Genomic DNA, 21,166 nt, shown 5'->3' on the forward strand with positions numbered 1-21,166 from the left:
CGATGCTATTACCGCACCACCGGCGCCACGGAGACCAGATGACCACTCACCACATCGCCCGCCCGGCCACTCCGGACGGCTATTTCCTCGGCGAGGGCCCGGTCTGGGACACCGTCCGGCAGCGCCTGCTCTGGGTCGACATCGTCGCCGGTGCGGTGCACGAGGGGCGCCTGGACACCGCCGACGGCACGATCACCGTCACCGGGTCTCGGGCGTACGGGTCCACCGTCGGCGCGGTCGCCGTCGCCGAGGACGGCGACCTGGTCATCGCCGAACGGCACACGGTGACCAGGGTGGACGGTGCCACCGGCGCGCGGACGGCGCTGGTCCGGGTGCTGCCGCCGGACCGCGCCAGCCGTCTCAACGACGGCGCCGTCGACCCGGCCGGCCGGTTCCTGGTCGGCAGCCTCGCCGAGGACGACCGGACCGGCGAGGAGGTGCTGGTCCGCGTGGACGGTGGCCGCTGCACGGTGCTCGACGACGATCTCGATCTCTCCAACGGGCTGGCGTGGAGCCCCGACGGCACCCGGCTGTACAACATCGACACGGTCCCCGGCACGGTCTGGGTCCGTGACTACGACCCGGCCGGCGGCGCGACCGGGCCCCGGCGGAAGGCGTTCTCGGTGACCGGCGGGAGCCCTGACGGCATGTGCGCCGATGCCGACGGCAACCTGTGGATCGCGGTCTGGGGTGGCGGGCGCGTCGAGTGCCGCTCTCCCGCCGGTGAGCTGCTGGCCATCGTCGAGGTCGACGCCCCGCACACCTCCAGTGCCGCCTTCGCCGGGCCGGACCTGGACACGCTGGTGATCACCACCGCCCGGCAGGATCTCTCCCCGGGCGACCTGGCCCGGCACCCGCACTCGGGCCGGCTGTTCACCGCGCGGGTCGGTGCGGCCGGCACCACCACGCCGTACTGGCAGGGCTGATGCGGGCGCTCGTCTTCACCGGTCCGGGCAAGGCGGAGGTCCAGGAGGTGCCGGAGCCCGTGGCCGGGCCGGGGCAGGTGGTCATCGACGTCGAGCGGGTCGGGGTGTGCGGCACCGACGTGGAGCTGTTCACCGGGCACATGAGCTACCTGCACACCGGGCGGTCGTCGTACCCCCTGCGCCCCGGCCACGAGTGGTCGGGCACGGTGACCGCGGCCGGCCCCGGCGCCGACCCGGCGTGGATCGGGCGGCGGGTCACCGGCGACACGATGATCGCCTGCGGGCACTGCCGTCGCTGTCTCGGCGGCCGGCACCACGTCTGCGCCGAGATGCGGGAGCTGGGCATCGCCGACGGCCTGCCCGGCGCACTCGCGGAGCGGCTGGCCTTTCCGGCGTCGTACCTCAAGGCGCTGCCCAAGCCGGTGGACGCCACGCTCGGCGCGCTGGTGGAGCCGGGCGGGAACTCGCTGCGCAGCGTGGCGGCCGCCGGGCTGGCGGCCGGGGAACGGCTGCTGGTGCTCGGGTCCGGGACGATCGGGTTGCTGGCCGCGATGTTCGGCCGGGCGCGGGGCGCCGAGGTGCACGTGCTGGGCCACCGCCCGGAGGACCTGGACCTGGTGCGCGGGCTGGGCTTCGAGCATGCGTGGACGGCCGGGACGCTGCCCGGCCCGGCGTGGGACGCGGTCGTCGACGCGTCGAACGGGGCCGAGTCGCCGGCGCGTGCCGTGGACCTGGTCGAACCGGGGCGCAGGGTGGTCTGGATCGGGCTGTCCGGCACCCCGAGCCTGCTCGACACCCGCGCAGCCGTGCTGAAGGACGTCACCGCGGTGGGCATCCTGGGCGCCTCAGCCGGGCTGGCGGGCACGATCGCCGCGTACGCCGACGGGTCGGTGGATCCGCGGCCGCTGGTCGCCGCCACCGTCGGCCTCGACGAGGTGGCCGAGGTGTTCGCCGGACGACGGCCCGCCGGAGCGGGCCCCGGGCCCAAGATCCTCGTCGAGCCGAGCCGATAGGGCCGCCCCCGGCTGTGCCTGATCGCCCGGATGTCAGCGTGACGCGGCGCCCGTGATCCCGGCCACCGCGTCCAACTCCTGCAGCAGATCGTGGGCGGCCAGCTCGATGTCCTTGTGGCGCCACTCCGACGCCCGGTACACGCAGGCGATCAGGCCGGCGCGGTGCAGGCGGCGGAAGTCGCCGTAGACGAACGCGTACCGCCCCTTGGTCTCGTCGGTGGCGCCGTCGGTGAGCCCGAGGTGCCACTCGGCGTACTCGTTCCAGGTGTGCCGGCCGAGGTAGGTGTTCTCGGCGTCCGCGCGGGGCTGGACACTGCTCCAGTCACTGTCCAGCACGTATTGCCGCGACTTGATGAGCTCCCGGGCTCTGCGCACCGCGGCGTCGTTGACCTCATATCTCGCCATGGGTGTGGGGGTACCCGCCTACGGGCCCGGCCGAATCGTCCTCCCGGCGGCGGGCGCGCAAGGGCGCTTACTCGAAGGCGGCGGGATCGCGTCGGCCCGTACCCGTCGATGTGTGGTCTCAGGCGGCGACGCTGACGGAGTGGGCCGGGTGGAAGGTGGCGACGGCCTCGGCCGGCATCGGCCGGCCGTAGAGGTAACCCTGGGCGTACCGGTATCCGAGACGGTGCAGCTCGGCGGCCTGTTCGGCGGTCTCGACGCCCTCGGCGACCGCGCGCAGGTGCATCCCGTCGCAGATGCCGATCAGCGCGGCCACGATGACCGCCTGGTGGCCACCCTCGGTGACGTCGTCGACGAACGACTTGTCGACCTTGAGGATGTCCGCGGGGCAGGTGCGCAGCAGCCCGAGCGACGAGTGGCCGGTGCCGAAGTCGTCCAGCGCGATCTTCACGCCCAGCGCGGCGATGGCCTTCAGTTCGTCCAGGGCCGTGCCGCCGTCGAACACCGCGGTCTCGGTGACCTCCACGGTCAGGATGTGCGGCGGCAGGCCGGTGCGCCGGAGCACCGCGGCCACCTCGGCGGCGAAACCCGCCTCGCGCAGCTGCCGGGCCGAGACGTTGACCGAGACCGTGCGCGGCGCGGCGTCGCCCAGCTCCCGCTGCCAGCGCACCGCCTGCCGGCACGCCTCCTCGAGGATCCAGGTGCCGAGCGGCACGATCAGGCCGGTGCGTTCGGCGGCCGGGATGAAGTGGCCGGGGCCGATCGGGCCGCGCTCCGGGTGGGTCCAGCGCACCAGCGCCTCGACGCCGAACAGGTCGCCGCCCGGCATCGCGACGATCGGCTGGTACAGCAGGTGCAGCTGGTCGGTGTCGAGGGCGCTGCGCAGGTCGGCGGCGAGCCGGGACTGTTCCGCGGTGCGCTGGTCCATGCCTTCGGTGTATGTCACCTGCCGGCCCTTGCCCTGACTCTTCGCCTCGTACATCGCCACGTCGGCGCGGCGCAGCAGTTCCGCGGCGGTGTCACCGGACCGGGCCGGGGCCAGCCCGATGCTCGCCTCGACGACCAGCTCGTAGCCACCGGCGTCGAGCGGGCGGCGCAGTTCCGCGGCGATCGACGCGAGGATTGCCACGGCGTCGCCGCGCAGCAGCAGCGCGTACTCGTCGCCGCCGAGCCGGGCCACCAGGCAGCCGGCGGGCAGCTGGGTGGTGATCCGCTCCGCGACTGCGGCCAGCAGCGCGTCGCCCACGGTGTGCCCGAGATCGTCGTTGATCTCCTTGAAGTCGTCGAGGTCGATCAGGGCGACGCTGACGTCGGACGGCTCGGCGGCGAGCGCCGCGGTGATCTCGCCGGTCAGCACGGTGCGGTTGGCCAGGCCGGTGAGGCCGTCGTGGCCGGCCTGGTACGCGAGCTCGCGCTGGCGGGCGTCGAGGGCGTCGAGCAGTCGGGCGTTGTCGCGCAGCGCGATGATCTGACGCGCCGCGACCAGCATGGTGACGACGACCGAGCCGGCCGCGACCGCGACCAGGTTCCCGGTCCCGTCGGAGGCGCTGATCAGCAGCAGCGCGCCGGTGGCCAGGACCGCGGCGTACGGCATGACGCTCGGCCGGCGCGACAGCGGCCGTGGCGCCGGCCGGCCCGCCACGGTGGCCCGCAGCTGGCGGTCCGCGGCCAGGCAGACCAGCAGGCACGTGGTGGGCAGCAGCACGTGGCCGGTGTTCAGGTAGGGCCGCTCGGCGAGCAGCGGCGCCATCGCCCCGCCGCCCGCGCCGACCGCGCCGGTCAGCGCGAGGATGTAGAGGGCCCGGCGGTCGATCGGGCCGGTGCCGGTGAAGGACACCTTGACGAAGGCGAGCATGCCGATGATCGCGGCGGCGGCCACGACCACCACCGAGGCCGTGCCGGCCGCGCTGCCGTCGGTCCAGCTCTCCCAGCGGGGCACGACCAGGAGCCAGGTGAAGGTCAGCACGGTGACGATCATGGTGGCGACGTCCAGGCCGAACCTGGTCCACTCCATCCGGGTGCGCTGGGCGCCGGGGATCCGCAGCAGGCCGACCATCATCGACAGCAGGCCGCCGACGTAGAGCACGGCGGTGAAGCCGCCGATCTGCTGGCCGGTCTGCTCGCCGCTGAAGAAGTCGCGGGCCGCGGCCGCCGAGGCCAGGCCCAGCCCGACCATGCCGGCCGAGACGTACCGCCAGAAGGTGCGGCCGCCGTGGCCGGCCCGCCAGGACGCGACGGTCGCGATCGGGACGGCGACCATCAGCAGCGCCCAGCCGGCCGCCGGCGGGGTGGGACGGCTCAGGCCGATCGAGAACCAGACCCAGGCGACGACGTCGACGCCGATCGCCGCGAGCAGCGTACGCGTCAGCCGCCACGGCGGAACGGCAGCGTCCGGGACCTCCCGGCTCGGCGCGGTCTCCACGAGGACCTCATCGGCCGCGAAGTCCCGCGGATGAGCGAAAGCGCCCGGTCACGTCGGGGATCCCGTTCGGGTCACGGGCTAGGATTCCGCGGTCGAAGGGTGCGGGATGACGAACGGGATCGGGCCGCTGCGCTGGTACGCCGTACTCGCGGTGGTGTTCTTCGGGATCGTGCCGGCGGTGATGGTCACGCTGCTGGTGGCCGGGGGGAACACGCCGTCACAAGTCGGTTATCTGTTGATCGGTGGACTGCCGTTGGTCGGCGCGGCGATCGTCTTGATGGTGCGCGGGTTGTTCGGCGCGGACCCGGAGGTGGCGGCTCGCCGGCTGAACATGAGTATGGCTCTGGTGGCGGGTGCCGATGTGCTGCTGCTCGGAGGGAACGCGCTGATCAGGATGGGTACGAGCTGACCCGGACTCTTTAAAAGGAGTCTTTACAGATCGAATTGCGTGTATGTAGGGTCCGGCTATGCGTACCCGCCTGGCCGCCCTTCTCGCATGTGTCCTCTCGCTGACGGCCGCCTCCGCCCCGGCGCAGGCGGCGCCACCGGCAGTCGCGCTCGGCAGTGTCGTGCCCGCCCCGGTCGAGGTACGCCCGCACGGCTCCGCGTTCCGGCTGACCGGCCGCACGGTCATCGAGGCGCCCCGGTCCGCGCGCGCCGTTGCCGATCGTCTCGCCGAGGCGCTGCGCCCGGCCACCGGATACCGGCTGCCGGTGGTCGACCGGGCCGCCGGCGGCACCCCGGCGATCTCCCTGGCGTACGGGCGGGCGCCCGGCGCCGAGGGCTACCGGCTCCGCGTGCAGCGCTCCGGGGTCACCCTGCGGGCCGGCACGAACGCCGGGCTCTTCGCCGGCGTCCAGACGCTGCTGCAGCTTCTCCCGCCGGCGATCGACGCGAACACCGTGCAGCGCGGCCGGTGGACGATGCCCGGCGGCGAGATCGTCGACTACCCGCGGTTCGCCTACCGCGGGGCGATGCTCGACGTGGCCCGGCACTTCCACACCCCGGCCGAGATCAAGCGGTACGTCGACGAGATCAGCCGCTTCAAGGTGAACCACCTGCATCTGCACCTCTCCGACGACCAGGGCTGGCGGATCCAGATCGACTCGTGGCCGCGGCTGACCACGGCCGGCGGCGCGCCGGGCACCGGGGTCGACGGCGCCGGTGGCGGCTTCCTGGCCAAGGCCGACTACCGGGACCTGGTCCGCTACGCCGCGGACCGGCACGTGACGATCGTCCCGGAGATCGACATGCCGGGGCACGTGAACGCCGCCCAGGTGGCGTACCCGGAACTGACCTGTGACGGGGTCGCGCCGCCGCCGCGCACCGACACCGCGGTCGGTTACAGCTCGCTCTGCATCGGCAAGGAGATCACCTACCGGTTCGCCGAGGACGTGATCCGCGAGCTGGCGGCGCTCACGCCGGGGCCGTACCTGCACATCGGCGGCGACGAGGCGCACGCCACCCCGGACGCCGACTACGTCGCGTTCCAGCAGCGGGTGCTGCCGCTGGTGGCCGAGTACGGCAAGACCGCGTACAGCTGGAACGAGATCACCCAGGCGCCCGCCGCCCGGCAGGCGATCGCCCAGTACTGGGGTCAGGCACGGGAGAACGCCTCGCTGGCGGCCGCGGTGGCCGGCGGCACGAAGGTGGTCATGTCGCCGGCCGACCGCGCCTACCTCGACATGAAGTACGACCCGGCCACCCCGCTCGGGCTGAGCTGGGCGGGCTACATCGAGGTGCGGACGGCGTACGACTGGGACCCGGGCACGCACGTCGCCGGAGTGCCGGAGAGCGCCGTGCTCGGCGTGGAGGCCCCGCTGTGGTCGGAGACCCTGCGCGAGCTCGACCACATCGAGTTCATGGCGTTCCCCCGGCTCGCCGCGATCGCCGAGCTTGGCTGGTCGCCGGCCCGCGACTGGGAGTCCTTCCGGACCCGGATCGGCGCCCACGGCCCGCGCTGGGCGCACCGCGACGTCGACTTCTACCGTTCGCCTCAGATCGCCTGGACGCCGTGACCGGGGCTCAGCCGGCCGGCGCCACCGACGTGCTGGCCGGCGGCGGGTCCACCGGATCGGCCTGCCGGCCGGCGTCGCGCTGCTGATCCTCCGCCTCGGCCTGGTCGTCGTCGGTGGGTTCGGTGCCCGGCGGCTGCCGGTCCGGGGTGGGCTCTCCCTCGGGGTGGCTGTTCAGGTAACGGATGGCGGTGTTCAGCACTGCCAGCAGCGGCACCGCGATCAGGCCGCCGACGATGCCGGCCAGCACAATGCCGGCCGCGATCGCCAGGATCACGGCGAGCGGGTGCAGCGCCACCGCCCGGCCCATGATCAGCGGCTGCAGGACGTGGCCCTCCAGCTGCTGCACGCCGATCACGATGGCCAGCACGATCAGCGCGCTGACCGGCCCGTTGGCGACCAGCGCCACCAGGATGGCGGCCGCGCCGGCGATGGTGGCGCCGACCACCGGGATGAAGGCGCCCAGGAAGACCAGCGCGGCCAGCGGCAGCGCCAGCGGGATCCCCAGGATGACCAGGCCGATCCCGATCCCGAGCGCGTCCACGAAGGCCACCAGCACGGTGGCGTGCACATAGGAGACGAGCGTGTGCCACGAGTAGTGGCCGGCGCGCGCCATCGGCAGCCGGGCCTCGCGGGGCAGCAGCCGGCACAGGAACGACCAGATCTGGCCGCCGTCGCGCAGGAAGAAGAAGAGCGTGAACAGCACCAGGAAGAATCCGGTGACCACCTCGCCGAGCGTGGTGGCCGTGCTCAGCGCGCCGGAGGTGACCGCGCCCTGGTTCTCGGTGATCGCCGCGCGCGCCTGGTCGACGTACTGGTCGAGCTGCCGGTCGGTGACGTGCAGCGGGCTCTGCGCGAGCCACGTCTGCACCTCCCGGATGCCGTCGCTGACCTGGGCGGAGAGGTCGTCGAGCTGGGCGATGAAGGTGCGGACGATCAGGCCGAGACCGCCGAAGACCAGCACCAGCGCGGCGATCAGCACCAGCCCCGCGGACAGCGAGTTGTTCATGCCGCGCCGGGTCAGCGCGGCACTGGCCGGCTGGAACAGAGCGGCCAGCAGGACGGCCACCAGCACTGGGATGATCACCAGGGTGAGCAGGGCGACGACCCGCAGGAACAGATAGCCGGCGAGGACGAACAGGATGAAGCGCCAGGCCCACGCCCCGGCCGTGCGCACCGCGCGGGGCAGGACCTCACTGTCGTCCCTGCGGTTCACCACCACGACCGGTGGCGTGGGGGGAATGCTCAGATCCGGCCCGGCGGTGAACGGCGGCGGTACGTTGCGGCGGGCCGCCTCGGTGAAGCGGGCCCGGGCCCGCTCCCGCACCGTTCGTGTCCATGCCATGTGCGCTCCCAGAATCCACGTGCCCGATCGTCACCGGCAGACTGCCCCCCAACACCGTGATTCATGCATGCTGCGGCGATTGCCGGAGTGCGCGACCCGGCGTAGACATAGACGATGATGCGCCACCTCGTATCTCTGGCCATCGCTGCGCTGGTCGTGACGCCGCCGGCCGCCGCAGTCGCCGCTGACCCGCAACCGGCGACCGGCCTGCTGCCGTTCCCCAGCGATCGCTACACGGTTCCGGACCGGAGCAGCCCTACCGGGCGCCGGGTCCACGTGCGGGGACGGCGCGGCGTCGGCCGTGTAAAGGGCTTCGGTGATCGCGCCGAGGGCGAGGTCCTGCTCGCGCTCGTCGCTGGCCGCCGCGCGGGCGAGATCCTGCAGCTCGGCCAGGGTGTAGCCGTACGGCAGTGCGCCTGAGGTGGCGTCCGGCATGGTGCTAGTCCTCCCGTTGTCGGTGCCCCCTGAGCCCGCAGCCAACAGCGGGTCAGCGGGTGGGCGCTGGGAGGGAACGGCACAACCCGACCTTGGTCACGCGCCGGGTTCCCGATTCGGGCCAGCGATACAGGACGGTCCGAAAACCCTGCTCGACGAACCAGTCGTCAAGCAGCTGCACCAGGTCGTTGGAGCTGCCGCCGAGCTGGTGGGCTTCCTCGACCTCCCGGTAGAACTCGGTAACAACCGCCGGATCGACGGCGGACAGATCGGTAACGACAGCCTCCGGTGTGGCACGGTGCGGCATCTCTAGAAGGTCTCACCTCGTTGGCGGCGCTGATCTCTCACCACGGCTGTCACCAAAACTGGTACTCGGGTGGCAGCCGTCGATGTGCGGAATCGTCTGCACGGATGTCAGATGTCCGTAATTCTCTGTTACGTGTGAGATGGGGACGGCGGGATCCCGTCGGTACAGCGGGATCCCGCCCAGGCCGGCTAGTTGCCGATGGTCAGGTGATCGAGAAGCCAGCTGGTCAGAGCGCGGGTGGCGCCGGCGAAGATGCCGGTGACCACGGCGAGGGACATCCGGGTGCGGCGCTGCTCGGGGTCGTGCGGGTGCTGCGAGGATGAGGTCATCGGGGTGCTCCCTGAATGTCTGAGACGAAAGCGGAACCGGCGCCGGCTTGTGTTCTCAGACTCAGGCCCCGTCACAGTGCCGACCTGAGTGTCGATGGGTGTCGAGCATCCACGACGGGGAGCGGTGGGGCATCATCGATCGGACGATGGATGCCGACAAGTCCCGACCAGTGCGCCGCCCGCCCGCGGCGGCCGCCAAGCGCGCCACGGTGCGCCGGCCGCGAAAGCTGGCCCGGCCCGAGCTCGATGCCGGCCCGCAGCAGCAGGTCCGCGATCTGCTTTACGACCTGCACGAGGAAGCCGGCAGGCCCGCCCTTGAGGCCCTGGAGAAGCGGATCGCCGGCGACGACCGCCTCGACGGTTCACCGAAGAAGGACGCGATCCACCGGATCATCTCCCGGGGTGGGCCGGCGTCGCTGGCTGATGTCCGCGCGGTCGCCCAGACGCTGGCGCGGGCCTGCGGTCAGGATGAATACACCATCGCCGCGCAGGTCACCGAGCTGATCCGATCGCTTTCGAGGTCATCCGGGCCAGGGCCGTTGCTGCCCCGGCGGTCGGGGTATCTGGCTCAGGTCCGGCACATCGCGCCGCCCGCGTTGGTGGGCCGCGAGGCGGAGTTGGCGGAGTTGGCCCGGTTCTGTCTGGACGAGCAAGCCGGTGCGTATGTGTGGTGGCAGGCGGGGCCGTGGGCGGGTAAGTCGGCGTTGTTGTCGACGTTCGTGCTGCAGCCACCCAAGTCGGTGCGCTCGCGAGTGCAGGTGGTGGCGTTCTTCATCACCGCCCGGCTCGCGGCACAGGACAACCGGCAGGCGTTCACCGCAGTGGTCGGCGAGCAGTTGGCCGCGTTGACCGGCCGGCAGGTCCCGGCGATGATCGACGAATCGCTACGGGAAGCGTGGCTGCTGGACCTGCTCAACCAGGCCGCAGATGCTTGCCGGCAGCGACGGATGCGGCTTGTTCTGCTGGTCGACGGACTTGACGAAGATTGCGGGGTCACCACCGGCCCGCACGCGCGCAGCATCGCCGCGCTGCTGCCCGGTGTCCCACCTGCTGGAATGCGGGTCATCGTGGCCGGCCGACCCAATCCGCCCGTGCCGGACGATGTGCCCGACTGGCACCCGCTACGCGAACGGAGCATCGTCCAGCCGCTCACGGATTCTCCGCACGCCCGTGACCTGCAACGGCTCGCACAGACTGAACTCAAACGGCTGCTCACCGGCAGCCCAGTCGAGCAGGATCTGCTCGGCATGCTGACCGCTGCCCGCGGTGGCTTGTCCAGCGACGACCTGCAGGAATTGACTGGGGCTGGGCTGATCGAGATTGAAGAGGTGCTGCACACCGTGGCCGGGCGCACGTTTACCCACCGCTCCCAGCAGTGGGCCGGTGAGGCTGGCCCGTTGGTGTATCTGCTCGGTCACGAGGAACTCGACGTCGCCGCCCGCCGGTACCTCAACGAAACTCGACTGACTGGCTACCGCAACCGCTTGCACGACTGGGCCGACCGCTACCGACTCCCTAGCCACGGCAATCTGCGCTGGCCACTGAATACGCCGGAGTATCTGCTGCTCGGCTACCCCCGGATGCTGAGCACCGCCGGTGATGTCTCCCGGCTGGTCGACTTGGTCACCGACCCGGCTCGTCACGACTGGATGCTCGATGTGACCGGCGGCGATGCTGCGGCCCTCGCCGAGATCGCCACATGCCAGGATCTTGTGCTCGCCGGCTCCAAACCCGACCTCGATGCAATGCTGCGGTTGTGCATCCGCCGCAACAACCTTGCCGACCGCAACAGCCACATCCCAACTGGGCTGCCCGCCGTCTGGGCCACGCTCGGACAACACACCCGAGCCGAAGCCCTCGCTCGTTCGCTCAGCAGCCCGGAAGAGCAGGCGCGGGCGTTGACCGCGGTGGCCCGGGCAATCGCCGTCGCTGGCGACCCCGGCCACGCCGAAATCGTGGCTGGTTCGATCCCCGACCCATACCTGCAGGCGCATGCGCTGGCCGAGGTGGCCGGGGCGATCGCCGTCGCTGGCGATTCTGACCGTGCCGAGACCATCGCCCGCTCAATCACCGACCCGAGATGGCAGGCGCATGCGTTGGCCGCAGTAGCCAAAGCGGTCGCCGCCGCCAGTGACCCTGGCTTGGCTCGGCACCTCGCCGAACAGGCCGAAACCATGGCCCGCGAGATCACCGAACCGTACCCGCGGGCTTGGGCGCTATCCAGGGTAGCCGAGGCGATCGCCGCCGCCGGTGACCCAGGCCTGGCTCGGCACCTCGCCGAACAGGCCGAAACCATGGCCCGCGCGATCACCGAACCGTACCCGCAGGCTTGGGCGCTAACCAGGGTAGCCGAGGCGATCGCCGCCGCTAACGACCCTGACCGTGCCGAGACCATCGCCCGCTCAATCACCGACCCGAGATGGCAGGCGCATGCGTTGGCCGCAGTAGCCAAAGCGGTCGCCGCTGGCGACCCCGGTCTGGCTCGGCACCTCGCCGAGCAGGCCGAGATCGTGGCCCGTGCGATCACCGACCCCGATGTGGGATTAGCTCTGGAAGCGGTTGCCGAGGCGATCGCCGCGGCCGGCGACCCTGACCGTGCCGAGACCATCGCCCGGTCGATCACTGTCCCGGGCGCTCAGGCACCGGCGCTAGCTACGGTGGCCAAAGCGATCGCCGCAGCGGGTGACCTCAGCCGGGCAGAGACCATCGCCCGGTCGATCACCAACCCGGCCTATCGAATACAGGCGCTAGTCGAGTTGGCTTGGGCGACCGCCGCCGCAGGCAACCACGACCGGGCCCGGCACATCACCGGACAAGCAGAAACCTTGGCCCGTGCGATCATCGACCGGCGCAAGCAGGCGTTGACGTTGACCGCAGCGGCTCGGGCGATTACCGCCGCCGGGGACCCCGACCGCGCGGAGGCCATCGCCCGAAGGATCATCGACCCGGACAAGCAGGCACGGGCGCTGACCGCGGTGGCCGAGGGGATCGCCGCAGCTGGCGACCCCGGCGGCGCTGAAAACATCGCCCGATCGATCCCTCGCGAAAGCTCCCAGCTACGGGCGCTGACCGCGGTCACCGCGGCAACCGCCGCAGCCGGCGACCACGACCGCGCTGAGACCATCGCCCGTTCAATCGCGTATCCAGGCTTTCAGGCATCGGCACTGATCGCGGTGGCTCAATCGATTGCCGCCGCCGGCGACCACGACCGGGCCGAGACCATCGCTCGTTCGATCATCCCCCCGGCCGAGCAGGCACGGGCGTTGGCTGCGGTGGCCAGGGCGATCGCCGCCGACGACTCCGACCGGGCCCGGCACCTCGCCGGAGAGGCCGAAACCATGGCTCGCGCGATGACCGACGTGCTCAAGCAGGCGCATGTGCTAACAAGGGTGGCCGAGGCGATCGCCGCCACCGGCGACTACGACCGGGCTGAGATCATCGCACGCTCGATTGCCGGCGCCGGCGACTCCGGCCAAGGTGAGATCGTCCCCGGTTGGTTCGGCGCCCGGGACCACCAATCACCAGCGCTAGCCGCGGTGGCCGAGGCGATCGCTGCGGCTGACGATCCCGGTCGCGCCGAAACCATCGCTCGTTCGATCACCGACTCGACCCAACAGGCACGGGCGCTGACTGCAGTAGCCAGAGTGGTCGCTGCCGCCGGCGACCACGGCCGGGCGGTGACCGTGGCACGATCGATCAAGTACCCAGACGAGCAGAATCGGGCGCTCACCGTGGTGGCCGGAGCGAGCGCAGCCGCCGGCGATCTCGATCGGGCTGGTCGGCTTCTAGGCGCGGTGTTGGCGGTGGCGTCGTGGCGAGAGTCGTTATCAGTGCTGGTCGAGTACTGGCCGCAGGTGGTGCTCCGGCGTGTTAGGGACTTATCCGGCAACGAATGTTCGTAATACACGGCGATGCGGATCGGCTACGGACGAGTTTCAACCGCGACCAAGATCCCAACGCCCTCGTCCGCAACGCGGTCGGGGTCGGCGGAGCAGGCGCAGCCGCAGGCGGGAACTGAGGTGCAGGAACTCCTGATCGACGGACTGGTGAAGGTGACCATGACGGCCCTGCGGCCCCCGGGAGGCTGGCCGGGAAACGTGGGCTGGGAGGACACAGCCGGGGCACGCACGGCCGGACGCCCTCGCATGAGGGACAAACTCGTTCGCCGGCCCGTCGCCGCGGTGCATAAGGTGCCCAGGTGAAAGATCGCGGCATGCCGAGGGCTCTCTTCGACCGGATCGAGCACCTGACGCGACGGCGTCAGGCCGATGGCGGATTCACGGTGCATCCTGGATCTGTCCTGGCTGCCGCGAACGCCGCTTCGACGCCCTACGAGGTCGGGCACGGCGTCCACCGTCACCTGGACATCGCGATCGATCACCTGATGGCCATCAAACTGCTGGCCATCAACGCCGGTACGATCCCCACCTACGGAGCGTTCACGCTGCTGCGGGCCGCTGTGGAGAACCTTGCCTCGGCGATGTGGCTGCTGCGCGGGCAGGACACCAAGGAACGGGTGCTACGCGAACTGCAGTTCCAGGCGGCCGACCTGAAGGCCCTCACGCAGGCCGAGGCCCTGGCGGCCGCGGCTCAGCGGCGCAGTGCCACGGTCGTAGATGGCCGGCTGGATCTGGTCCGGCAGGTCGCCGGCCGTAACGGGCTGACGATGCGCGCCGTGGAGCGGCGGGCCGATTGGCGGCGAATCGTGCGGTCGCTCGGAGTCGACGACGGTACGGAAGCCACTGCCGAGTTCCTGTGGAAGACGTGCAGCGCGTTCGCGCACGGTGACCCCTGGCCGTCGCGGACGTTCCTGGACCAGGAGGAGCTCGCGACGTCCACCGACACGGTCGTGCAGCTTCGGGTGACGGCATCGTTGCCGAACCTGACGCCGATGCTCGAGCTGGCGCTCTCGATGGCAGACCTCGTCATGCGAACATTCGACACCATGCGCGTTCCCGCTGCCACGCAGTGAACTAGCTCAGAAGATGCCTTCCCGACTCGGGCTGATGCTGTAGGACCGAAGGATGAAGATCGTTCAGGGCGGCGACGGTGGCCTCGAAGACGACGTCAGCGCGTTCCTCTGCGAGGCTGGGTGGCCCGAGGAGTCGACTGGTTTCGCCGGCACCACCTGGTTCGCGGCGCTGGCGGGTACAGGCGAAGACCCTAAAAAGCATGAGGTCACCGGAATGGCCTACGGATTCCCGGTGAGTGCGGAGCAATACTTACCTCGGGGTGTCCTGCCCGATCCCGCGTTCTGGATCGGGTTGATTGTGGTGACTCGACATGGCATTCGCCTCGGCACCTGCCTTCTGCAGGCGCTCGTCGAGGCCGTTGCGTCGCAGCATCGATCCATCTTGCTGAGCATCGATCAAGAGCGGGACGGCGTTGAAACCCGAGAGAGGTTCGCAAGAGAGTGTGGGTTCATCCAGCGGAAATTCGGCCCTGAGTCGGTCTGGGGCGCAAAGACAGAAGACGTAGTCGCGGCCGTGACGACGAGGATTGCAAATCATCCGCCCTGCCCATAGCCGCCACTCTGCTCGCCTGTTCGCTGTGATGGTCTACGGATACAGAAGCGACGGGGTTCGCAGGAACGATCTCACAAAACAGAAATGGGACCAGCTGACGCTGGCCCCATTTCGGCGACGCACGAGCAGCTGCGTGCCGGTTGGGAGCAGACCGCCGCGGCTGCCGTCACCGCGCAGGCCGGCGCAGGCCGTGCCGCCGCCACGGCCGCCCGCGGCCCGGCTCGGCGCCGGAACGTGCCGGACGCCGATCCCCCCGGCTCGCCGCTGCCCGCGCTGAGCTCGCCGGCTAGCACCACGGCGTAGCAGCCGGGCCGGCCGACTGGCCTGAGCCCGCCCAGCCCGGCACTGGCCTGCCCCTCACTTGGGTTATCGGCGCCAACCGCGACGAGCGCGGCGCCTGATGGGCAGCCTCGCCACCCGAGCGTCACGCACCCTCGTCAGGCCCACGCAGCGCCAGCAACCTGAGAAGCCGAATAAATCTTGATACGGGCGTAAAGAAGTCCCGCCGAATCCGCCCCGTTACCGGTAGACAGCCCTCCCCTCTCGGGACGCGGCCCTACCTGGAAAGGCGGAAAGTCTCCATGATGGATCCCATGACCGCGATGCTGGTCGGCGCTCTCGCGCCGGCCATGCTGCTGTTGAGCCAAGCCTTGCGTGCCTGGGTGCTGCTGCACGGCCGCGCCGCGCTGGTGCGCGCGACCGCCCAGCTGCCTGCCGGCGCTCAGGTGCGCGGCTGCGACACCGCGGGTCGCTGGTCCGCCCGGCACCGCCCGGAGAGCGCACGGTGACCGCGCCCGACGCCGGTGAGCGCGTCTACGCGGAAGGGGATCGCTGCAGTGACTGCCGCAGCCCGCTGTTCACTGACTTCGAGGCCTGGTACCGGGCCCGTCACCGCCGCCTGTTCCACTACGTCCTGTCCCGCGGCCGTCAGCGCGCCGACGCCGATGACATCGTCCAGGACACCTTCAACGACCTGCGCGTGCGGAAAGTCAGATGGCTTCGGGCACCCGGCGGCTGGCTGACCCACGTGGCCACCCGCAAGGCGGCATCGGTCGACCGTGACCTGCTGTTCCTCGGCGACGATGAGACGAATTTGATCGACAATTCGCGCCGGGTGACCTGGACCTCTCTGGCACCGCAGCACGACCCTGAAGCGGCCGAGCGTCTGCGAACAACCCTGCGCGCGATGGCGCAGCTGCCCGACCAGCGCAGAATCGTAACCACCCTCGCCGCGGCCGGCTGGACTCATCGGGAGATCGCTGAGGGCCTCGGCATCAAGCTGGGCACCGTCGGCGCGCATGTCAAGCAAGGCCGCGAGAGCACGCGTATCAGAGTCAGAAGTAGCGGAAGTAACGTGTTCTTCCGGGGCGGAAGTTTCATCCATGGCGACAGCTTCAGTACGACTCCTTTCTTGGCGGCGAGGCTCCACCATGGTCAAGTCGCTGGCTCGTCCCTCGGAACCTCCGTCTGGGTCTGGTGCCCGTCGTGCGGACCTGGCGAAGACCCACAACGGTGGATCAGTTCTAGCCGACTGCAACGCCAGCAACGTGACCAGGCCCGCTACGAGAGAGTGATGGAACTACTGGATCGAATACCCACTCGGGCCGTACGCGCCGAACTCGACCGCCTGTACCGAAAGACATGGGGTGAGGACGAAGCCGACGACCTGGAATGACAGCCGTCGGCGGGCACTCACCGGGCATCGACGGCGCCGTCGCAGATGCAGGCATGTGCTTCAGTGCGCGCAGCCGCAGCTGCTACTGCCGTCTAAAGATCGGGTGACGTACTCGGGGAACGGCTGGGTGGCGTGCCGGATAGGTCGGGGTGCCGGTAAGGACCATGTCACCAGCCGCAAACGAGGTGATCCCCCACGGATCAAGCGGATCAACAAGGTCCGGCTCTACCGACCCGCTGCGGGTGGGGCCGACGCCTACCCGCGGCTCGCGCCGGTCGCGGAAGTGGCGGAAGCCGACGCTGTCGGTGGCGACAAGCTGCCGCCATCGAATGTTGATCGGCCCGGCGCTCTGTAGTTGGTGCCGGCCGCAAGATCTTTCTGACGCTCATCCGGCGAGCCGGCTCCCTCTACGGGGGGTGGCCGGGCGCCTTGACGCCAGCAGGTCAAGTGCAGCACCGGCAATTTCCTGATTGCTGAGCCCGCTCGATGACCGGCAGATGGCTCATCTGGGACTTAGTGCAGGACCAGCGTCCGCCCGCAAACAACGTGAGCTGCCTCTTAGGAAGGTCACGCGGTGTTGTCGGGCCTTGTGGCCGGACTGCAACGAGCCGGTACCCGCGTGGGCTCGGACCCTATTTCGCACCGTCAGCTGCCTTAGCCCGCCGCGCCGCTTCAAGGTTGCTGCGGGTGGTCCGGGTGTCCGGGTGGTCGTCTCCGAGGACCCGCTCCTCCCAGGAGGTTTAGCAGATCTCCTCGACCCAGCCGGACTTCATCCGGCCCTCGGTGTCGAAGTCGAGGCTCATCCACACCGTATCGCCGTCGATGCGCAACCCGGATTCGGGGTCCGTGGAGTAGTCGACGCGCCGGGCCGCGATGTCCGCGGACGGCCCGGCCGCGATCTGGCGCCACGCCTCATCGAGGGCAGCCGCGTGCGTTTCCAGGAGGTCGCGGGGTTGCTCGGGCAGTTGCAACCCGCCGGAGGTTGACCCTTTCGCGCCGACGCGCTTACTCCTTGCCCAAAGCGCACCTCGCCGTCGACTAGGCGCACTTGCTCGGTGCGGCGGCAGGCTCAAGAATACGTCGTCGACAATCGGGGTCTCAAGTACACCGGCGGTAACGAAATAGCGGCGATTCCCTGCCACAGTCTCGGCAATAGCCGCTTGACCTGCGTAAACGGCGTTCATCGCATGCTTGGCAGCGCATCGTTCCAGCACGTTCCAGCACGTTCCGCGTTTCAACCTTCACGGGTCTGATGCTGCGAGATTCGCAGTTCACGCCGCCATCGTGTTTCGCCCTGTTCCAAGTATTCTGCCATCCGGCTTTCTGCTGTTGGATCTGCCGCCGGACACCGGCACCATGGACTTACATTCGATCGACAAGAAGGACAGAGCAATGCGCCACTAGCGAATCCCAATATAGGCATTCCGGACGGTGCGCCGGAAGCTCTCAGCAGGCTATCCGAAGGTTCCCATGGCAAGGTCAGTGAGGAGGGGCGCACTATGCCGAATCCCGAAGTGGTTTGGTCGCTGCATCCGATCTACATTGTCATTGATGTCTCTGCTTCGAGGGCACCGGGCGATTGGGGTAGGGGCGACCATGCGGCCGGCAGCGGCGGCTTTACCCATGAGTTCCAGACCAAGGTCACATATCCGATGTACTCCCTTGACTACGGCTGGGCGCTGCCTCACCTGATCGCGCTGTTCGCCCCGGTGTTTTACAAGAAGGTCGGGGCACAGCCAGCACGGTACGGCCATCAAGGCCCTTCGGAAGGGATCTGTTCCGTGACCGACAGGTTGTTGCTGCGAAGGCTGCTCACCGCTTGGCGGAATGCTGCGGAAACTTCTGTGCGGGCCGTGGCCGAACGGCGAGCGGGAACCGTGCGAGGCTACCCGCTGATCCGGGTGTTCGCTTCCACCCAGGCGCAGGTCACGGCCGGGTTAGCCGCCCGGATTCCTCGCGGCGTTGCGCCGACGGGCACGTGGGCGCTACGGCAACCGCATGTCGACGATCTGTACCCGAGCGCGATCGCCACGGCCAGCCTCGCTGGCGGCAGCGCTCCGATGGCCTGGAGCGCCGATGGGCAGTTGACCGTTACTGATGGCCAGCAGCGGCTTTCCACGCTGCGGAGCCAATACTGGTGGATCGATGATGCGCACGTAACCAGGCGGGTCGCGACCATCTCCCGCCGCACCGCTACCTTCCCGCTGGTGCAGTGCGAAGCGCGGCCGTGTCGCTTCCCTGAGCAGGGAATCCGGAAGGCCTGCCTGTGCTATCTGCAGTTGGTGTACGACAGGGGCCCCGTTCGACAACCGCTTACCGATTCGTGCCGGATTATTCCGGCATTGCCTCGGATCCTGCCGAGGGACCTCGCCCAGCAGGAGTGCGGCGCCACATTGGTCCCGTGGCTGCTCGAGTTCGCCACGCTCTCCGGTCGCAGAGACGGCCCGGCTGTCTTTCGCCGCGCCAGCAGCCCTCGCCTCGCCGGCCATCGCGTCGTCGCAAGCGCGCCAAGCAGCACTTCCGCGGTCACGTCCCATTGGCCGGCCGATCAGGTGTTTTGGGAAACCCTGGTTGCAGAGCAGCCGCGGTCATCTCGCAACCGTGTCAGCTCAGCGGAGATGTCGATGCCGCGCATCTCGCCATGGCCGAGCGTGATCCTGCAGCAGGGCAACCAATCCACACGCCAACCGCGCGGGGCGCCGGTGTCCACACCCTGGCGGCGCCGCCGAGTTGGGCCCCGCAGCCTGACCGGCCTGCTGGCTGGCACCGTCAACACCGCAGCCGTAAGGCCGGCCGGCCCGCTCCTCTCGAAGGCGTTCGGCGCGGCAGTGCATACGGCCTACACAGCCAGCGCGGCCAGGGCCTGCGCTGACTACTGCGGTCAGCGCAGGCGTTCTCGACTATTGCCGCGAGCTACCCGACGCGGCAGTCCGGGATCACTTGGCGCATCACACCCACCCGCAGCACTCCGTACTCTGCGGTACGCTCGTCCGGATGTAAGAATCGGAGACAGCGAGTAGCGGCGTGATCGCTATATGTTGCGACTGGTTCGTCTGGCATCGCTGTTCTACTGGAAACTTTCGGCATCAACGGCGATGCTCGCAGTAGCGGTCCCCACAGCTAGGCGGCCACTGACAACAAAACCGCTCCACAGTGCAAACCTCAGAACTCCCCGGGACCTTCTTACGTGACGCCATGGGCTGGCAAGCGAAAGAGAGCTTCCTCCGGGGATCGAGGGAGCAAAGCCGGCTGACTCCCGGCGGAGCTCCCTCATCAATGTCGAGGCGGGATCCCCGAGGGGTCCCGCCTCGCTGCATGCTCCGGCCTCCTTCGACCAGCAGCCCGCGGCGATGAGCGCCGGCCGAGGGACGGAAACTCGGGGAGTCACGTAAAGGCTGACGCCCTCTCGTCCGTCCCGACCCGGGAGCCTGGCGACGGTCCGTGTCCCTAGCTGAAGCTCACCCGCGAAGATCAACGCATTTCCTTCCACCCCGGAGGGTTATACGTCGAGATGGGGATGTGAGCACAGTCGGACCCGAGACCCGCGTCCGATGATGGAATAATGTCCTCACCGTACGTAATTTCATATCAAGGTATCTACATCAACGCATTGGTCTTGCTAAATCAATTGATCTCAATTCCAGTACGACTTAAATTTCGCTACGGTTTAGTGCCGTATTTCATCGGCGCAATTCGGGCGAATCAACTAAGGCGCGTGTTCCTCGCAAAGTTGGAACAGCGAAATCGAGGCGCCCACTCGCTGATATCTCTAGCCACATGTAAAAGTGGGATGTCCGGGACTTGTCACCCCGGACACCGCAATACCTCTTCCGGTTCGGGAGAGGCCCGCTTGCCAGCCCATGGCCCGCGACGCTCCTCGTCGCGGACACGCCACGACACTCGTCGTGGAGAAAGTAGGTCCCAGTGAAAGTGCCCGAAGAGGGCGACCCCCCTTCCACCGCCATCATCGCCGCCCGCGTGACGGCGCTGATGTCCATCGCCGCATACGCCGAGCAGGTCCTGCAGGACCTGCTCAACCGCGGCTTCGAGCTGCCCACGGCGCTGACCGCGAGCAGCTTCCTGGCCTTGGTCCTGATCGTGGGCATCTTCGTGCTCACCCAGGACTCCGGGATCGACGGCGGGACCGGCCACCGGCCGCTTCCCGCCTGATCCAGCGGCCTGGCGCCGGTCGTGTTCCCCGCGTGAGCGGGACACGGCCGGCGGGGCTCCGGACAAGGAGATGGACATGGTGAACAACAAGAAGGTCACCGACGAGCGTGTGACTGTCCTGCTCAGGGTTTTCGGCGCGGAACTCAAGCAGGAGATCCAGCTCGCCGGTCGGCACATCACCCACCGCTGGTTACAAGAGCAGGCTGCGGCGAGCAGCGGGGTACGGCTTCCCATTGCCAGCCTCAACCGCCTGCTCAACGGCAGCGGGAGCGTGCCTGACTGGGAAATGATCAATCGGATCCTGCAGCTCTGCCGCGTGGACCAGACTGAGATCGACACAACCTGGCACGACAAGTGGCGCAAATTGGTCACTACCGTGCGGGCCATGCAAGTCGCCCAGAGCATCACGCCCGTGCTGGCCGTACCGACCAAGTGCCCTGAGTGCGGCGGTGCGGTGCTCGACGAAGACGTGCACCGGCAGTGGCACGACGACGTAGAGGCCAAGTACCGCCGACGTGGGTTCCGCGCCGCCAGCTAAGTCTGCTCGACGACGAGGTCCCCGTGTCGCCCTCACAGGCGACTCGGGGACCTCTCTGTCGCGA

The 21,166-nt window shown here is 69.3% G+C and carries 19 protein-coding genes; 13 read left to right on the plus strand and 6 right to left on the minus strand.

Annotated elements, in window-relative coordinates; genetic code table 11:
• Positions 1 to 38: 38 nt before the first annotated feature.
• Entirely contained in the window at positions 39 to 926 is an 888-nt protein-coding gene (locus AC0NH5_RS14330; RefSeq protein WP_474403666.1) for an SMP-30/gluconolactonase/LRE family protein, read from the plus strand.
• Complete coding sequence (locus AC0NH5_RS14335) at positions 926 to 1,939, plus strand: zinc-dependent alcohol dehydrogenase (protein WP_474403668.1); 1,014 nt, start codon at positions 926 to 928, stop codon at positions 1,937 to 1,939. Before AC0NH5_RS14330 ends, AC0NH5_RS14335 begins: the two co-directional genes overlap by 1 nt.
• A gap of 33 nt (positions 1,940 to 1,972) precedes the next feature.
• Here the strand turns inward: AC0NH5_RS14335 and AC0NH5_RS14340 are convergent, their stop codons facing one another.
• Both AC0NH5_RS14340 and AC0NH5_RS14345 read right to left on the minus strand, forming a co-directional pair.
• Positions 1,973 to 2,344, minus strand: coding sequence for a hypothetical protein (locus tag AC0NH5_RS14340; RefSeq protein ID WP_474403670.1), 372 nt, complete (start codon positions 2,342 to 2,344; stop codon positions 1,973 to 1,975).
• Positions 2,345 to 2,462: 118 nt separating this feature from the next.
• Complete coding sequence (locus AC0NH5_RS14345) at positions 2,463 to 4,763, minus strand: putative bifunctional diguanylate cyclase/phosphodiesterase (RefSeq protein WP_474403672.1); 2,301 nt, start codon at positions 4,761 to 4,763, stop codon at positions 2,463 to 2,465.
• A gap of 106 nt (positions 4,764 to 4,869) precedes the next feature.
• Here AC0NH5_RS14345 and AC0NH5_RS14350 point away from each other — a divergent pair, with 106 nt between their 5' ends.
• On the plus strand, positions 4,870 to 5,172 hold the full coding sequence (locus AC0NH5_RS14350; RefSeq protein WP_474403674.1) for a hypothetical protein: 303 nt from the start codon (positions 4,870 to 4,872) through the stop codon (positions 5,170 to 5,172).
• A 58-nt stretch (positions 5,173 to 5,230) separates the two neighbouring features.
• A complete protein-coding gene (locus AC0NH5_RS14355) occupies positions 5,231 to 6,781 on the plus strand; it encodes a beta-N-acetylhexosaminidase (protein ID WP_474403676.1) in 1,551 nt (516 codons plus the stop codon).
• Between the two features lie 7 nt (positions 6,782 to 6,788).
• Here AC0NH5_RS14355 and AC0NH5_RS14360 read toward each other — a convergent pair whose 3' ends face one another.
• Positions 6,789 to 8,123, minus strand: a complete 1,335-nt coding sequence (locus tag AC0NH5_RS14360) for an AI-2E family transporter (RefSeq protein ID WP_474403678.1) — start codon at positions 8,121 to 8,123, stop codon at positions 6,789 to 6,791.
• A 114-nt stretch (positions 8,124 to 8,237) separates the two neighbouring features.
• On the opposite strand from AC0NH5_RS14360, the gene AC0NH5_RS14365 reads away from it, so the two are divergent.
• The gene (locus tag AC0NH5_RS14365) at positions 8,238 to 8,543 is read left to right on the plus strand and encodes a hypothetical protein (protein ID WP_474403681.1); all 306 of its coding nucleotides are present in this window, start codon (positions 8,238 to 8,240) and stop codon (positions 8,541 to 8,543) included.
• Positions 8,544 to 8,610: 67 nt separating this feature from the next.
• Here AC0NH5_RS14365 and AC0NH5_RS14370 read toward each other — a convergent pair whose 3' ends face one another.
• Positions 8,611 to 8,865: a hypothetical protein gene (locus tag AC0NH5_RS14370; protein WP_474403683.1), complete on the minus strand. Its 255-nt coding sequence runs from the start codon at positions 8,863 to 8,865 to the stop codon at positions 8,611 to 8,613.
• Between the two features lie 188 nt (positions 8,866 to 9,053).
• Positions 9,054 to 9,194 carry a hypothetical protein gene (locus AC0NH5_RS14375; RefSeq protein ID WP_474403685.1) on the minus strand — a complete coding sequence of 47 codons (141 nt, stop codon included), beginning with the start codon at positions 9,192 to 9,194 and terminating at the stop codon, positions 9,054 to 9,056.
• A 98-nt stretch (positions 9,195 to 9,292) separates the two neighbouring features.
• Between AC0NH5_RS14375 and AC0NH5_RS14380 the strand changes: the two genes are divergently transcribed.
• From AC0NH5_RS14380 to AC0NH5_RS14400, 5 genes are all read left to right on the plus strand, one after another.
• A complete protein-coding gene (locus AC0NH5_RS14380) occupies positions 9,293 to 13,096 on the plus strand; it encodes a hypothetical protein (RefSeq protein WP_474403687.1) in 3,804 nt (1,267 codons plus the stop codon).
• A 311-nt stretch (positions 13,097 to 13,407) separates the two neighbouring features.
• A complete protein-coding gene (locus tag AC0NH5_RS14385; protein ID WP_474403689.1) occupies positions 13,408 to 14,166 on the plus strand; it encodes a hypothetical protein in 759 nt (252 codons plus the stop codon).
• Positions 14,167 to 14,218: 52 nt separating this feature from the next.
• Positions 14,219 to 14,719 carry a hypothetical protein gene (locus AC0NH5_RS14390; RefSeq protein ID WP_474403691.1) on the plus strand — a complete coding sequence of 167 codons (501 nt, stop codon included), beginning with the start codon at positions 14,219 to 14,221 and terminating at the stop codon, positions 14,717 to 14,719.
• A 593-nt stretch (positions 14,720 to 15,312) separates the two neighbouring features.
• Positions 15,313 to 15,507 (plus strand): hypothetical protein, encoded by a 195-nt coding sequence (locus AC0NH5_RS14395; RefSeq protein ID WP_474403693.1) that lies wholly within the window; start codon positions 15,313 to 15,315, stop codon positions 15,505 to 15,507.
• Entirely contained in the window at positions 15,504 to 16,394 is an 891-nt protein-coding gene (locus AC0NH5_RS14400; protein ID WP_474403695.1) for an RNA polymerase sigma factor, read from the plus strand. The genes AC0NH5_RS14395 and AC0NH5_RS14400 overlap by 4 nt, the downstream gene beginning before the upstream one ends.
• A gap of 740 nt (positions 16,395 to 17,134) precedes the next feature.
• Here AC0NH5_RS14400 and AC0NH5_RS14405 read toward each other — a convergent pair.
• Positions 17,135 to 17,365, minus strand: a complete 231-nt coding sequence (locus AC0NH5_RS14405) for a hypothetical protein (protein ID WP_474403697.1) — start codon at positions 17,363 to 17,365, stop codon at positions 17,135 to 17,137.
• A 528-nt stretch (positions 17,366 to 17,893) separates the two neighbouring features.
• On the opposite strand from AC0NH5_RS14405, the gene AC0NH5_RS14410 reads away from it, so the two are divergent.
• The 3 genes from AC0NH5_RS14410 to AC0NH5_RS14420 all read left to right on the plus strand — a co-directional run bounded on the left by AC0NH5_RS14410 (position 17,894) and on the right by AC0NH5_RS14420 (position 21,102).
• Positions 17,894 to 19,414 carry a hypothetical protein gene (locus AC0NH5_RS14410; RefSeq protein WP_474403699.1) on the plus strand — a complete coding sequence of 507 codons (1,521 nt, stop codon included), beginning with the start codon at positions 17,894 to 17,896 and terminating at the stop codon, positions 19,412 to 19,414.
• Positions 19,415 to 20,318: 904 nt separating this feature from the next.
• The gene (locus AC0NH5_RS14415) at positions 20,319 to 20,564 is read left to right on the plus strand and encodes a hypothetical protein (RefSeq protein WP_474403701.1); all 246 of its coding nucleotides are present in this window, start codon (positions 20,319 to 20,321) and stop codon (positions 20,562 to 20,564) included.
• 76 nt (positions 20,565 to 20,640) lie between these two features.
• Positions 20,641 to 21,102 (plus strand): hypothetical protein, encoded by a 462-nt coding sequence (locus tag AC0NH5_RS14420; protein WP_474403703.1) that lies wholly within the window; start codon positions 20,641 to 20,643, stop codon positions 21,100 to 21,102.
• The last annotated feature ends 64 nt before the right edge of the window (positions 21,103 to 21,166 follow it).

This window comes from Actinoplanes sp. 13 (assembly GCF_056134165.1).

Bases quoted from the DNA above. Each gene is read 5' to 3' on its own strand.
- AC0NH5_RS14330 (WP_474403666.1), top strand. From the start codon at position 39: ATGACCACTCACCACATCGCCCGCCCGGCCACTCCGGACGGCTATTTC.
- AC0NH5_RS14335 (WP_474403668.1), top strand. From the start codon at position 926: ATGCGGGCGCTCGTCTTCACCGGTCCGGGCAAGGCGGAGGTCCAGGAG.
- AC0NH5_RS14340 (WP_474403670.1), bottom strand. From the start codon at position 2,344: ATGGCGAGATATGAGGTCAACGACGCCGCGGTGCGCAGAGCCCGGGAG.
- AC0NH5_RS14350 (WP_474403674.1), top strand. From the start codon at position 4,870: ATGACGAACGGGATCGGGCCGCTGCGCTGGTACGCCGTACTCGCGGTG.
- AC0NH5_RS14355 (WP_474403676.1), top strand. From the start codon at position 5,231: ATGCGTACCCGCCTGGCCGCCCTTCTCGCATGTGTCCTCTCGCTGACG.
- AC0NH5_RS14360 (WP_474403678.1), bottom strand. From the start codon at position 8,123: ATGGCATGGACACGAACGGTGCGGGAGCGGGCCCGGGCCCGCTTCACC.
- AC0NH5_RS14365 (WP_474403681.1), top strand. From the start codon at position 8,238: ATGATGCGCCACCTCGTATCTCTGGCCATCGCTGCGCTGGTCGTGACG.
- AC0NH5_RS14370 (WP_474403683.1), bottom strand. From the start codon at position 8,865: ATGCCGCACCGTGCCACACCGGAGGCTGTCGTTACCGATCTGTCCGCC.
- AC0NH5_RS14375 (WP_474403685.1), bottom strand. From the start codon at position 9,194: ATGACCTCATCCTCGCAGCACCCGCACGACCCCGAGCAGCGCCGCACC.
- AC0NH5_RS14385 (WP_474403689.1), top strand. From the start codon at position 13,408: ATGCCGAGGGCTCTCTTCGACCGGATCGAGCACCTGACGCGACGGCGT.
- AC0NH5_RS14390 (WP_474403691.1), top strand. From the start codon at position 14,219: ATGAAGATCGTTCAGGGCGGCGACGGTGGCCTCGAAGACGACGTCAGC.
- AC0NH5_RS14395 (WP_474403693.1), top strand. From the start codon at position 15,313: ATGACCGCGATGCTGGTCGGCGCTCTCGCGCCGGCCATGCTGCTGTTG.
- AC0NH5_RS14410 (WP_474403699.1), top strand. From the start codon at position 17,894: ATGCCGAATCCCGAAGTGGTTTGGTCGCTGCATCCGATCTACATTGTC.
- AC0NH5_RS14420 (WP_474403703.1), top strand. From the start codon at position 20,641: ATGGTGAACAACAAGAAGGTCACCGACGAGCGTGTGACTGTCCTGCTC.